This is a genomic window from Bacillus sp. HMSC036E02 (genome assembly GCF_001836235.1).
Classification (GTDB): domain Bacteria; phylum Bacillota; class Bacilli; order Bacillales; family Bacillaceae_G; genus Bacillus_A; species Bacillus_A cereus.
On sequence record NZ_KV827880.1, the window covers coordinates 134516 to 149531 of the forward strand.

Here is a 15016-nt window from a genome sequence, read left to right on the forward strand (position 1 = left end):
CATGAAAACAAATAAGATTCTTAAAAATGCCTCCTACCTATTTGTAGGAAATATTACTGTTCGATTTGTACTTGCTATCGCGACGATTCTCTTCGCAAGATACGTTTCTCCCAGTGAGTATGGGATGTTTACAACTGCATTAGCTGTTTCCGCTGTTATTTGTTATTTCACAGATGCAGGTTTGACACATACGTTTATGCGTGAAGGAACGAGAAAGGATGCAAATATTAGCGTACTAATCAGTAGTTATTTACGCATTCGTTTCGTATTAGCTGTCGTAATTTCTGTACTCTTCGCTATTTTTGCTCAGTTCTTCTATACTGATGCCTACTTACGCGCCATGGTATATTGGGTTGTACTACCAACAATGTTTGGAGCAACTTTACAAGGTGTTGGAATGGCTTACTTCCAAGTAACAGAACGTATGCAATTTACAGCGATTATTTCTGTACTACAAGGTGTAACAGCCGCAGCTGCGCTTCTACTAGGAATGTCGTTGAAATGGTCACTTATGACGGTCGCTGCTATGTATGGGATATCTAGTCTTGTAACAGGAGTCATCGCCTTCATAATGGTACTCCGCCATACGACAGTTCATAAGGGCTGGGACAAAGGGATTTTAGATCAACTGCTGATTTTCACAATCAATGGCATTATTATTATGCTTTTACCGCAGTTAGGCCCTATTATATTAGAAAAAGTTTCGACGTATGAGCAAGTTGGATTCTTTGGAGCTGCATCGAAAATACCTGCAGTCCTTTATCAAATACCTGGTGTAATTGCAGCAGCCTTCTACCCAAAATTATTTACTTTTGGAAATGAAAAGAATATTGATGAACATAGAAAACTATCTCAGTTTGAATTAAAACTAATGTCTTTCTTAGGGATGGGAATCTCCATTCCATTTATCGCTGATCCAAGTTTTTGGATTGTTACTTTATTAGGCGAAGAGTATGCGCCAGCTGGTGATGCTCTTGCCATTTTAGCCTTTATGGTCATTTTACAATCTATTAACTATCCACTTGCTGATAATTTAACGACCATTGGTCAACAATGGAAACGTGCAACAACAATGGGAATCGGACTAGCTGTTGCCATTATAAGTTACATCGTCTTAGGTAGTCAGTTCGGAATGATGGGAGCCGCTATTGCCGCTATCCTTACCGAGATTACGTTATTAATCGGATTCACTCTATTTGTTCGTAAAGGCTTCTCGTTACTATTTAAAGGGATTATATTCAATACCTTAGCCTTTATATTAAGCTATATTCTATACCGTACAATATTAATTACCTTACCGCCACTAATTGCTTTAACAATTACTGGTATATTATACGGTATTATCGGTCTTGCAATTGATCCACAAATACGAGGATTGATTTTAGGATTTATAAATAAAAAGCTGGCTCGAAAATAAATAAAAATAAAAACTTCAAATTAAATTTGAAGTTTTTATTTTTATCTTCTTCACTTAGAAAATGGGCTTTTTTTCAATCTATATCTTAAATTGACTTGCCTTTCTGGAATGATTATACTTGGAAACGAACAGCACTAGATGTAAAACACCTATTATTAAGGTAATTCATAGTTAATTTTTCATGTAAATATTAACTACAAACACCCTAAATTTACTATAAATTACACAAATAAACACTTTATTAATACTATTAAAAATCGACGATTCATACATAGTTTTTCTTCATCCTAAAAAGATAACCAGAGATGAAGAATGTGGCAATTGAATTTAAGGAGGCTTATTTATTTAATGACTTCAGAAGTAAATAAAAGAACATTTTTCACTAAAAGCACACTTATTATTATTCCATTATTAATAATATGTGCATTTGCTTTTCATTACTTTTTCCTAAAATCAGACAGTGTATTTTCTAGTACGGGAGATGCATTATCACAATTCAGTTTCTTTACATTCCTTTTACAACACGCATTTAAAGATGGAAATTTATTTTGGTCTTGGGATTATGGCTTAGGTGGAGATTTATTCGGAGAATTTAGTTATTACTATAGTACAGCACCATTTTTCTGGCTTACGCTTCTACTTCCTAAACTAAATTTTGACCAAATCTTTGAGCTGAAACTATATATGAGTGTTTTAAAAAGTACATTAGCTATGTTATTCATGTATGGTTCTTTACGTTATCACAATAAAACTATTTTTTCTTCTTTTATTTCTGCCATTATATATGGAGGATGTATAACTTTCATTCGCCATTCTTTATTATGGGATTTCATGGCAGATGCTATAGTGTTTTTACCTTTAGTAATATGGGGATTAGATAAATATATTTTAGAGCGAAAAAAAGGATTATTCCTGTTTGCAACAGCACTTATGCTTGCATCAAATTTCTATTTCGCTTTCATTACTAGTATTTTTATCTATATTTATGCCTTTTTCCAATATTTCGCTACACAGCAGAACAAAACAATTAAAACATTTATAATTTATTATATTAGAATTGCTTTTCTATATGTTTTATCACTAGGTTTATCTGCTGTTTGCTTTATACCATCTGTAAATGGTGTATTTAGTTCCGACCGACTCGCTACAAAATTTACTATACCGTTATTTTTTGAAGATACGTTTTATAAAAACTTAATGGAAAGTATCTTTTTCATTAATAATACAGAGGAGTATCAGCTTGCATTCCCTGTTTTCATCCTCTTCCTTATTACTAGCGCGCTTCTAATACGCAATAAACTTGTCACAAATAAATTACTCTTTACTGGGTTTATGTTAGTGCTATATATGCTTCCATATACGTATTCCGTATTTAATGGCTTTTCTGCCATGCAACACAGATGGTTTTACTTATTTGCATTTGTGGTTGCGCAAACTGTTGCCTACATTTTAGATTGGATGCTACTCCACAAAAAGAAGGTCAATTATTTAATAGGTCCTTTGCTAGCAACAGCATTATTTATTTACGCATTCTATAGAAAAGTAAATATAAACGCACAGCCACTACAAACGATTGATAACATTTTAATTTGCATTACTGTATTATCTATTATTACCATATTACTATGGCGCTATTTATCAAAAGTAGCCTTACAATGTTTCATTGTATTAAATGTACTCGTCAATGTAATATTTATTAATTACTTCTATTCAGATTTTGCTCTTAGTAAACATTTTAATCAAGCAGGCGTGACAAAAGAATCATTACACGGGCCAGGTCTTGATAATAAGGATGAAATTGACGCAATTCGTTATATACAAAATCAAGATAAAGATTTTTATCGAATTATCAATCCAAACAATAATTATAAAAATACGCCGATGTTGCAAGGTTATCATGGTACAAGTACTTATCAAAGCTTAGTCAATTATCATGTTCATGACTTTATGAAAAATAAGTATAATGTTTTCCAAGGATATGATAGCCCATCCATGTTCTTCCAGTTAGATAAACGATTATTCCTTGAGAACATGCTAGGGGTAAAATATTATATACTAAGTGAAGGTGCTAATAAAACCGAAATTCCTTATGGCTATACACATTTACAACAAGTAGGTCCTTACAACATTTATAAAAATGAATTTGCACTACCATTAGGCTATGTATACGAAGCTGGAATAAGTGATGAAGAATTTTCAAAACTTAATTTTGCCGAGAAAGATCAACTTTTATTAGATGCTGTAGTTGTAAATGATGTTGGAAGTCTCCCACTAAAACAATTTAATACAAAACAGCTAGATTCAAAACAAATTAAGATTAATCCAAATAAAATGAAGTGGGAAAATATAGAGAAAGAGAAAGATATACTCACTGTTCATGAAAATGGGCGTATAATAGTACCTATTGATAATAACGATATGTTAGGTGATCTTCTTGTTGAAATTAAAATTAGAAATATAAACAAGGAATCATTTGGGGTTACCGTGAATGACAAATCTATGATAAAAGGTAATGAGGATGGAGCTTATGCTTATCCTTTAGAAAGATTTGTTTACAACTTAGGAAAAGATGCGAAGCCAACCGAGCTAATCATCTCTATTCCTACTCCTGGTCAATATGAGTTGAAAGATTTACAAATCAACAGTACTAACTATCAGACTGTCCCGAAAAAAGTAAATACTATAAAAGAAAATAGTCTACAAAACATTTACTATGAAGGTAACTACTTAAAAGGTGATATTAATTCCACTAAAGATGGATTACTATATTTATCGGTACCATATAGTAAAGGATGGTCAATAAAAGTTGATGGTAAAGAAACGGAATTTATGAAGGCTAATTCCGCCTTTATTGGCGTTCCTATTTCCAAAGGGCAACATGTAGTTGAAATGAAATACGTCACACCTTATTTCAAAATGGGTCTCGTTATTTCTATCATTTCATTTATCATTTGCATCTCGCTTCTAGTTCTTGGAGATACGAAAAGATATTCAAAATTAAAAAATCGTTTTAAAAAAAGTTATTAAAATGAAGTGAAGTAAAAGTTGAAGATGATTGCTTCACTTTTACTTTATGCCCACTTTAAAATTACACCTAAGGAGGTCCTAACATGACCCTTTCAATAGTTGTACCATGCTACAATGAAGAAAAGGTGCTTCGATCCTTTTATTCAGAGACTTCTCTTGAAATTCATAAATTAACTACCGATTATGAATTTGTTTTTGTTAATGATGGTAGTAAAGATGATACTTTAAATATTTTACGTGATTTAGCTAGTTCAGATTCGTCAGTACACTACATATCATTTAGTCGAAACTTCGGAAAAGAAGCTGCAATGTTAGCTGGTTTAAAATATGCTACAGGCGATGCAATTGTTATTATGGATGCTGACTTACAACACCCTCCTACGTTAATAAAAGAACTGTTAGAAGGATATAACGACGGCTACGACCAAGTCATTGCAAAAAGAACAAGAACTGGTGATTCACCCGTTCGCTCTTTCGTCTCTCGTCTTTACTATAAAGTGATGAATAAATTTGTAGATATTGAATTAGTAGACGGTATTGGTGACTTTAGACTTTTAAGTCGAAGAGCAGTAGATTCTTTATTATCTTTAAGTGAATACAACCGATTTTCAAAAGGCTTATTTTCTTGGATCGGTTATAACGAATTAATCATTGAATATGAAAATGTATTACGTTCTGATGGAGAAAGTAAATGGACCTTCTCGAAATTATTAAATTACGGAATTGATGGTGTAATTTCATTTAATAATAAACCGTTACGTCTATCTATATATCTCGGATTACTAACAACCATTTTAGGACTTTTATACGTAATCACTACGTTCGTTCAAATCATCCTTGGTGGTGTGGAAGTTCCTGGTTACTTTACTCTCATTTCCGCTATACTATTTATTGGCGGTATTCAACTCATATTCCTAGGTGTTATTGGTGAATATATCGGTCGTATTTATTATGAAACAAAACGTAGACCGCATTTTATTGTAGCTGAAAAGAAAGTTAGTGAAGTTAAACAAAAGGCATAACCAAAAAGTTACTTCTGTAGGTAGAAGTAACTTTTTTATATACTAACATTTACAAACACTTCTTTTGAAAAAATATACATTTTGAAATGATGGCATTATATGAAAGAATTTAGTATCATGATTCAAGGTACTATTTCAAGTTGGACGGAGGATACTATGAGCTTATTAACAGTTGAAAAATTAGGACATACATTTGGTGATCGTACATTATTTAAAGATGTATCTATGCGATTATTAGCAGGTGAGCACGTTGGATTAGTTGGTGCAAACGGTGTTGGTAAATCAACATTCATGAATATCATTACTGGTCAGCTTATTCATGACCAAGGTCGTGTAGAATGGACACCGGGCACACATTACGGCTACTTAGATCAGCATACTGTTTTAACGCCTGGACGTACAATCCGTGACGTACTAGCGGATGCATTTTTACCGTTATTCGAAAAGGAAAAAGCTTTAAATGAAGTTACAGAAAAAATGGGAACTGCTACACCAGAAGAACTAGAAGAACTTCTTGAACAAATGGCAGAAATACAAGATGCACTTGAAGCAGGTGGTTTCTATTTACTAGATATGAAAATTGAAGAGGCTGCACGTGGTCTTGGAATTGATGCAATTGGTTTAGATCGTGATGTTTCAGCACTAAGTGGTGGACAACGTACAAAGGTATTGCTTGCAAAGCTATTACTTGAACAGCCAGAAGTGTTATTGCTTGATGAACCTACTAACTATTTAGACGTTGAACATATTCATTGGTTAACAAATTATTTAAAAGAATACCCACATGCATTCTTATTAATTTCTCATGATACGGAATTTATGAACAAATGTGTTGATGTTATTTTCCATCTAGAATTCACAAAAATGACACGCTATACAGCGACATATGAAAAATTCCTAGAACTAGCAGAAATCAATAAAAATCAACATATAAACGCTTATGAAAAGCAGCGCGAGTTTATCAAAAAGCAAGAAGACTTCATTGCAAAAAACAAGGCTCGTTATTCAACGACAGGTCGTGCAAAGAGTCGTCAAAAGCAACTTGATCGCATGGAACTTATTGATCGCCCAGAAACAGCAATTAAACCTGAATTCTCATTTAAAGAAAGTCGCGCAAGTAGTCGCTTCGTCTTTGAAGGTGAAAATGTAGAAATCGGATATACACATCCGCTACTACCAAAGCTATCAATGACGATCGAACGTGGTGAAAAAATTGCTATTGTTGGATGTAACGGTGTTGGTAAATCAACGTTACTAAAAACAATCTTAGGTAAAATTAAACCTTTAAGCGGTAAAACAAGTCTTGGGGACTTCTTAGAGCCTGCATACTTTGAACAAGAAGTTAAAGCTGACAATATAACACCAATTGATGATGTATGGAATACATTCCCTGGTTTAGACCAGCATCAAATTCGTGCGATGTTAGCAAAATGCGGTTTAAAAAATGAACATATTTCTCGCCCATTAAGTCAATTAAGTGGTGGAGAACAAGCAAAAGTTCGTTTATGTAAGCTAATGGGTGAGGAAAGTAACTGGTTACTATTTGATGAGCCGACAAACCATCTTGATGTTACAGCAAAAGCGGAACTTAAGAAGGCTATGAAAGCATATAAAGGAACAATCCTCCTTGTATGTCACGAACCGGACTTCTATGAAGATTGGATCACAAAAGTTTGGGATGTCGAAGAATGGTCTCAAAATAGTAAGTAGTCTTTAAGTAAAAACTCCTTGTGTAGACAAGGAGTTTTTACTTGTTTTTATTAAGAATTTTTTATATTGTAGTATCCTATAAGGCGTAATCGAAATTCTTTTAATTCCGGATACGCCTCTAAATTTGCTAACATACCTCTAATTACCGGAATTCTTGGATTAAGCAATCGTATTTCTGCCTCTAAAACATCTAACGTTACTAGCAACTCATCATCCTCTAATTGATCAGCTAAAGTGCGCTTAAATACAATAATCTCCTTTAAAAAATGTTCTTTAACTTGTTCCTTAATGAGCTCTGATTTACAAAGAAATTCTCCAAGCTTTTCTTCATGTAAAATAGGTTCTTCCGAAGATTCTACTAAGCCATCTACTAAATGATCTACTCTTTTTAAAATAAAAGCAGCGACATACGATAAATCAATTTCTGGTGCTTGTAAAATAATTAACTCTAAATAACCACGGCATATGCCTTCTACTATAATTACTAAATCCAATAAATATGGCATAATCTTTTCACCATAAATGGACAATAAACTATTCCGATAAAATGCATGAGACTCTAACTTCATCCGCATCATAAATTCTTCTACTTCTTTATTAAACGGAATTGCATTTTCTCTCGCATGCATAATAATAAATTCTTTATGTTTTTGTATATCATTAAACTGACAATGTAATTGTTTTGCAAATTTTTCACGTGGTAATAAAGACTCTTGTTCAATATCCAGCATTTTCTTTTGGATTTTGTCATAATAATATCGAAGTGTCGCTAATAAAAGCTCATCTTTCGATTTAAAATATAAGTAAAAAGCTCCCTTAGATATACCACTAGCTGTCACAATTTCCTGCACTGATGTCGCATTTACACCCTTAGTAGCAAATAACTTCATAGCCGATTCTATAATTAAACGCTCTTTTTCTTTCATATCTTCTCTCCTAAATTTAATCTCGCATCTTATTATAAATGTATTATACCATCCCTTTTTATTGACGATTGACCGAACGGTCAGTTATATTATGTATTAGACTGACCAGTTGGTCAATATAATACAAAGGGAGCGCAAACATGAACAAAATCATCAATTTCTCGTTAAAAAATAAGTTCGCAGTTTGGCTACTAACCATTATTGTTACTATTGCGGGGATCTACTCTGGACTCAATATGAAGCTGGAAACAATTCCTGATATTACAACACCGATTGTGACAGTAACTACGGTCTATCCTGGTGCTACACCAGAAGAAGTAGCTGATAAAGTTTCAAAGCCGATGGAAGAACAACTACAAAATTTAAGCGGTGTTAACGTTGTGAGTTCATCATCTTTTCAAAACGCATCTTCTATTCAAGTAGAATACGATTTTGACAAAAATATGGAAAAAGCAGAAACAGAAATTAAAGAAGCTCTCACAAATGTAAAACTCCCAGAAGGTGTTAAAGATCCTAAAGTTTCACGAGTAAACTTCAATGCTTTTCCCGTTATTTCGTTAAGCGTAGCAAGCAAGAATGAATCTTTAGCTACTTTAACTGAAAATGTAGAAAAAAATGTTGTACCGGGATTAAAAGGACTTGATGGTGTTGCATCTGTTCAAATTGCTGGTCAACAAGTAGATGAAGTACAGCTTGTCTTCAAGAAAGATAAAATGAAAGAACTAGGACTAAGTGAAGATACTGTAAAAAATGTGATTAAAGGATCGGATGTATCTTTACCACTTGGCTTATACACATTTAAAGACACGGAAAAATCAGTTGTTGTAGATGGCAATATTACAACGATTAAAGCATTAAAAGAACTTAAAATCCCAGCTATCCCTTCCTCACCTAACGGTCAAGGTAGTCAAAATGCTGGCGCTGGTGCGCAAACGCCACAAATGAATCCAGCCGCTATGAACGGGATTCCAACAGTTACATTAGATGAAATTGCTGACATTAAAGAAGTTGGGAAAGCAGAATCCATTTCTCGAACAAATGGAAAAGAAGCAATTGGAATTCAAATTGTGAAGGCCTCTGATGCAAATACAGTTGATGTTGTAAATGCAGTAAAAGATAAAGTAAAAGAACTTGAGAAAAAGTATAAAGACTTAGAGATTATTTCAACATTCGATCAAGGTGCACCTATTGAAAAATCAGTAGAAACAATGCTGAGCAAAGCAATTTTCGGTGCTATCTTTGCGATCGTTATTATTATGCTGTTCCTACGAAATATTCGAACAACGTTAATCTCTGTCGTTTCAATACCACTTTCTTTATTAATTGCTGTTTTAGTCATAAAGCAAATGGATATTACGCTTAACATTATGACACTTGGAGCAATGACCGTTGCTATAGGCCGCGTTGTCGATGACTCAATTGTTGTTATTGAAAATATTTACCGACGTATGTCGTTATCAGAAGAGAAATTGCGCGGAAAAGATTTAATTCGTGAAGCTACGAAAGAAATGTTTATCCCAATTATGTCTTCTACCATCGTAACAATTGCTGTATTTTTACCACTTGGACTAGTAAAAGGTATGATTGGTGAAATGTTCTTACCATTCGCCTTAACTATCGTCTTCGCTTTATTAGCATCATTACTAGTAGCAGTTACAATCGTACCGATGCTAGCTCATTCCTTATTTAAGAAAGAGAGCATGAGGGAAAAAGAAGTACATCATGAAGAAAAACCAAGTAAATTAGCAAATGGGTATAAACGCATACTTGCATGGGCTTTAAATCACAAAATTATTACATCAAGTATCGCTGTCCTTCTATTAGTTGGTAGTCTTGCACTTGTACCAGTTATCGGTGTAAGTTTCTTACCTTCTGAAGAAGAAAAAATGATTATCGCAACATACAACCCTGAACCAGGTCAAACGTTAGAAGACGTTGAAAAAATTGCAACAAAAGCTGAGAAGCACTTCCAAAATAATAAAGACGTCAAAACAATTCAATTCTCATTAGGTGGCGAAAACCCAATGAGTCCTGGTCAATCAAACCAAGCAATGTTCTTCGTGCAATATGATAACGACACGAAAAACTTTGAAAAAGAGAAAGAACAAGTCGTTAAAGATTTACAGAAGATGTCTGGCAAAGGTGAATGGAAAAACCAAGACTTCGGAGCAAGTGGCGGTAGTAACGAAATTAAACTATACGTTTACGGAGATAGCTCAGAAGACATTAAGCCTGTTGTAAAAAATATTCAAAATATCATGAAGAAAAATAAAGACTTAAAAGATATAGATTCTAGTATTGCAAAAACATATGCAGAGTACACTTTAGTCGCAGATCAAGAAAAGCTGAGTAAAATGGGCTTAACGGCTGCTCAAATTGGAATGGGACTTTCTAATCAACATGATCGCCCTGTTCTGACAACAATTAAAAAAGACGGTAAAGATATCAATGTATATGTAGAAGCTGAAAAACAAAATTATGAAACAATCGATGACTTAACAAATCGTAAAATTACAACACCACTTGGTAATGAAGTGGCTGTGAAAGATGTTATGACTGTAAAAGAAGGTGAAACTTCGAATACAGTGAAACACCGCGATGGCCGTGTTTATGCAGAAGTAAGTGCAAAACTAACATCTGATGACGTTTCAAAAGCATCTGCCGCTGTTCAAAAAGAAGTAGATAAAATGGATCTTCCTTCTGGCGTAGATGTTTCTATGGGCGGCGTTACAAAAGATATTGAAGAATCATTTAAGCAACTTGGCTTAGCGATGTTAGCTGCGATTGCCATTGTATACTTCGTTCTTGTCGTTACATTTGGCGGTGCCCTTGCACCATTCGCAATTTTATTCTCGCTACCATTTACAATTATCGGAGCTCTTGTTGCCTTACTAATCTCCGGTGAAACATTAAGTGTGTCTGCAATGATTGGTGCGCTTATGTTAATCGGTATCGTTGTAACAAACGCAATCGTGCTTATCGACCGCGTTATTCATAAAGAAAATGAAGGACTATCAACACGTGAAGCTTTATTAGAAGCTGGTGCAACACGCCTTCGTCCAATTTTAATGACTGCAATTGCAACAATCGGTGCTCTTATCCCGCTTGCATTAGGATTTGAAGGTAGTGGCTTAATTTCTAAAGGACTTGGTGTAACGGTAATTGGTGGATTAACAAGTTCAACGTTATTAACACTTCTTATTGTTCCAATCGTTTATGAAGTATTAAGCAAATTTAAAAAGAAAAAAACAAAATAACAAAAAATAACCTCGCTAACTGCGAGGTTATTTTTTATTTCCAAACAAGATTAGGAAATCACCATAGCCTTCTTTCTCTAATTCCTCTTTTGGAATAAATCGAAGAGCTGCGGAATTAATACAGTAACGAAGGCCATTTGGTCCTGGACCGTCTGGAAATACGTGCCCAAGATGTGAGTCTCCTTCTTTACTTCTCACTTCTGTACGTGTCATATTATGACTCACATCCATCTTTTCTTTCACACTTGCTGACATAACTGGTTTTGTAAAACTAGGCCATCCACATCCACTATCAAATTTGTCTAGAGAAGTAAATAGCGGCTCACCTGAAACGATGTCTACATAAAGACCTTCCTCTTTATGGTTCCAATACTCATTTCGAAATGGTGGTTCTGTACCATTTTCCTGCGTTACATAAAACTGCATCTCATTGAGTTTTTCTTTTAAATGAGCATTATCCTTTGGCCAATGTTGCTTAATAAAAGCATCTCGTCCTGAGCCTTTACGATATAACTCATAGCGGAATGTGTTTTTCTTATGATATCCTTGGTGATATTCTTCAGCTGGATAAAATGTAGCTGCTGGTAGTATTTTTGTCGCAATTGGTTTTGAAAAGCGCCCACTCTGCTCAAGTTCTTCTTTTGAGGCTTCTGCTTTTTTACGTTGTTCTTCATTATGATAAAAAATCACTGTTTCATAAGACTGTCCGCGGTCGTGGAATTGTCCTCCAATATCGGTCGGATCAATTTGTCTCCAATATATATTTAACAATTCCTCATACGACATTTTATTTGCATCAAATGTAATTTGTACCGCTTCATAATGTCCTGTTGTTTCTGAGCACACTTCTTTATACGTTGGGTCCTCTTTATGACCGCCTGTATAACCTGAAATAACCTGTATAATGCCCTCCATCTCTTCAAATGGAGAAACCATACACCAGAAACACCCTCCAGCAAATGTAGCTAACTCTACCTTTTCATTTACAGCCATTCTTTCACCCCTATTCTATGTTCTTCTTACAGTATGGCATAAGGAACATCATGTTATAAAAGAAAAAGCATCGAACATCGATGCTTTTTCTTACTTCACTTTATTTTTTCCAACATCCTTCTCCATTTCATCACTTGTCACGTCTAAAACATCTAGTAAGAAAATGAAGATTGGAATACCGATAATCAGTCCCCATACACCTAAGAAGTGCTCTGAGAAAATTAATACCATAAAAGTATAGAAAATCGGTAAATTTGTTTTTTGCGACATAAACTTCGGATTTAATACGTAACTTTCAAGCGCATGAATCACTGTTACGATAACTAAAATATAAACAACGTACATAATACCGCCAATATTGTAAGCAATCATACAAAGTGGGAATAACGAAATGATAACCCCCGCTACTGGAATTAATCCAAGCAAGAAAATCATTAATGCTAAACCTAATAATTGCGGGAATCCTAATATCCATAATGCGATAACTGAAAGAACACAGTTAACAACAGCAATTAAAAATTGTGCTTCGATTACCTTTCCAAATGAACGTGCAAATTTCTTTCCGAAGTACTCAATTTCAGTATAGAAAATTGCAAGCCTGCTTTCTTTAAACTTTGCAGTAAAACCAACAATACGAGATTTTTCTAATAAGAAAAACAAACTCAAAATTAAAGAAAGTAAAACCTGAAGGCCAAATTTACCAACATTCGTAATCGATTTATACAAAATGTCTACGCCTTGTCCTACATATTTAGAAAGCTCCATATGATTGACAGCATTAACTGCATACTTAATTAGTTCACTATCTGGTGGGTTTCTTAAAAATACATTGAATTGGTAAATCAGTTGTGAAATTTGTATCGTCAATACTGGTAAATATTTAAATAGCGTAATAGCAATTCCACCAATTAACATTACATATAGAAATGCTATAATAATTTTTCGATTAATAGGCATGAAATGATCTAATTTGCGGGAAATAAACTTTTGGAATCGATCCATTAAATACGTGAGAATAAACGTAATTAATATTAAATTCAACATACTTTGCAGCCCGTATAACACGAGAGCAAGTATTACTAATACGAGTAACCTCTGAAATCCTTTACTTTGAAACAGGTTTTTTATTTGCATAATCGACGAATACTCTCTCCTGTCCTATAAACTAAAACGTTACTAAGTAGATTTCTCTCTCTTTTCTACTTTTAATTATTCATTCATATTAAGATTTTTATAAACTCATTATATGCCTACCTTAACAGGTATACAGTAGCTTACTTCTTATTTTACAATACAATGACCTAATTCAAAACGTATTCTACATAGTATTAATGAAGATTTAAGGAAACTTACATTTTTTTAAATAGGTCTTACCACTACTGTAACATAAAAAGCAAGCTATCAGTAGAAATCTGTCCTACAAATAGCTTGCTTTTCTTGTTTTTTAAGTAAGTTTTACTATCCAATGAATGGTATGAACATTGGGATGACAACTACTGTTACAACCCCAACTACCGTTACAGCAATACTTGCCATTGCTGCCTCTACCTCACCCATTTCAATTCCTACCGCAACTCCTAATGCATGACCCGCTGTTCCAAGCGCTAAACCTTTTGCAATCGGATGTTTCACTCTAAATGTTTTTAAGAATAATGCTCCTAATGCGTATACGATAACTGCGTTGAAAATAACTGCAAACGATGTAATTGCTGGAATACCACCAATACTTTCTGAAATTGGTAACGCAATTGCTGTTGTTGCTGCTTGTGGTAGCATTGAATTCATTACTGCTGTATCTAAACCGATTGCTTTTGCAACAATGAACACGACAATTACTGAGCAAATAGATCCAACCACGATAGCTGATAAAATTTGCCACCAATATTTTTTCAACTTATCAACTTGTTTATAGAGTGGGATAGCAAATGCAATGGTTGCTGGCTCTAAGAAGAAACTAATCATTTTTCCGCCAGTATTATATTCTTCAAAAGTAAAGTTACCTACCTTTAGAAAGACAATCCCTAATACCATCGCTACGAATAATGGCGTAAATAGGAAGAACCCTTTTGAATGCTTGAATAATAATGTTCCGATTCCGTATGCGATTAATGAAACGACGATTCCGAAATATGGAGACATTGTGCTTGCCATGTTCATTACCTCCTAACAATATATAAATGCAATGGTTACGCAACCTTTCCGTGCTTGCGTCCTTTATTTACTACTTTCAATTCTTTTGTATCTTCTGTTTCTTTTTCATCTTTTCCTAAAATAAATTGTGCAAATAACCCTGTTACAGCGAGTAAAATAACTGTTGCTACAACAATTACAGTTAAAATTTGTACAAAGTATTGCCCCATTACACCAAGAGAATTAATAACTGAAATACCTGATGGGACGAATAAGAATCCAATAATACCTGTTAAAGCTGTTCCGAGTGATTCAACTTGCTCCAATTTAATAACTTTTAAACATAATAGACTAAATAAAATAACTAACCCAATTACCGATGAAGGCATTGGAATTGGTAAATGTGTTGCAATAATATTAGAAATTAACATAATAGCTGAGAATATGAATGCTTGTGATAAGAAACTATATACTTTTTTCGTACTCATTTTGGCCACCTCTTTCGATTTGGTACCTTTATTGTATAGGATACAA

The 15016-nt window shown here is 34.0% G+C and carries 10 protein-coding genes; 5 read left to right on the forward strand and 5 right to left on the reverse strand.

The genetic code is table 11. From position 1 onward, the window contains the following. Position 1: 1 nt before the first annotated feature. The 4 genes from HMPREF2590_RS26785 (at position 2) to HMPREF2590_RS26800 (ending at position 7176) form a co-directional block, all read left to right on the forward strand. Positions 2 to 1417 (forward strand): oligosaccharide flippase family protein, encoded by a 1416-nt coding sequence (locus HMPREF2590_RS26785; RefSeq protein WP_000856154.1) that lies wholly within the window; start codon positions 2 to 4, stop codon positions 1415 to 1417. A 348-nt stretch (positions 1418 to 1765) separates the two neighbouring features. Then, positions 1766 to 4444 (forward strand): YfhO family protein, encoded by a 2679-nt coding sequence (locus HMPREF2590_RS26790; protein ID WP_000200232.1) that lies wholly within the window; start codon positions 1766 to 1768, stop codon positions 4442 to 4444. 83 nt (positions 4445 to 4527) lie between these two features. Then, on the forward strand, positions 4528 to 5466 hold the full coding sequence (locus tag HMPREF2590_RS26795) for a glycosyltransferase family 2 protein (RefSeq protein ID WP_000175833.1): 939 nt from the start codon (positions 4528 to 4530) through the stop codon (positions 5464 to 5466). A 156-nt stretch (positions 5467 to 5622) separates the two neighbouring features. Next, positions 5623 to 7176 carry an ABC-F family ATP-binding cassette domain-containing protein gene (locus HMPREF2590_RS26800; protein ID WP_000055410.1) on the forward strand — a complete coding sequence of 518 codons (1554 nt, stop codon included), beginning with the start codon at positions 5623 to 5625 and terminating at the stop codon, positions 7174 to 7176. Between the two features lie 50 nt (positions 7177 to 7226). On the opposite strand, the gene HMPREF2590_RS26805 is transcribed toward HMPREF2590_RS26800, so the two are convergent. After that, entirely contained in the window at positions 7227 to 8102 is an 876-nt protein-coding gene (locus HMPREF2590_RS26805) for a TetR/AcrR family transcriptional regulator (RefSeq protein WP_000659639.1), read from the reverse strand. A gap of 140 nt (positions 8103 to 8242) precedes the next feature. Between HMPREF2590_RS26805 and HMPREF2590_RS26810 the strand changes: the two genes are divergently transcribed. After that, positions 8243 to 11359 carry an efflux RND transporter permease subunit gene (locus HMPREF2590_RS26810; RefSeq protein WP_001033500.1) on the forward strand — a complete coding sequence of 1039 codons (3117 nt, stop codon included), beginning with the start codon at positions 8243 to 8245 and terminating at the stop codon, positions 11357 to 11359. Between the two features lie 27 nt (positions 11360 to 11386). On the opposite strand, the gene msrB is transcribed toward HMPREF2590_RS26810, so the two are convergent. The 4 genes from msrB to lrgA form a co-directional block, all read right to left on the reverse strand. After that, positions 11387 to 12352, reverse strand: coding sequence for a peptide-methionine (R)-S-oxide reductase MsrB (gene msrB / locus HMPREF2590_RS26815; protein ID WP_000290177.1), 966 nt, complete (start codon positions 12350 to 12352; stop codon positions 11387 to 11389). 90 nt (positions 12353 to 12442) lie between these two features. Next, positions 12443 to 13486 carry an AI-2E family transporter gene (locus tag HMPREF2590_RS26820; RefSeq protein WP_001166010.1) on the reverse strand — a complete coding sequence of 348 codons (1044 nt, stop codon included), beginning with the start codon at positions 13484 to 13486 and terminating at the stop codon, positions 12443 to 12445. Between the two features lie 324 nt (positions 13487 to 13810). Then, positions 13811 to 14503: an antiholin-like protein LrgB gene (gene lrgB, locus HMPREF2590_RS26825; protein WP_000168857.1), complete on the reverse strand. Its 693-nt coding sequence runs from the start codon at positions 14501 to 14503 to the stop codon at positions 13811 to 13813. 35 nt (positions 14504 to 14538) lie between these two features. Continuing rightward, a complete protein-coding gene (gene lrgA / locus HMPREF2590_RS26830) occupies positions 14539 to 14970 on the reverse strand; it encodes an antiholin-like murein hydrolase modulator LrgA (RefSeq protein WP_000104901.1) in 432 nt (143 codons plus the stop codon). Positions 14971 to 15016 lie beyond the last annotated feature (46 nt).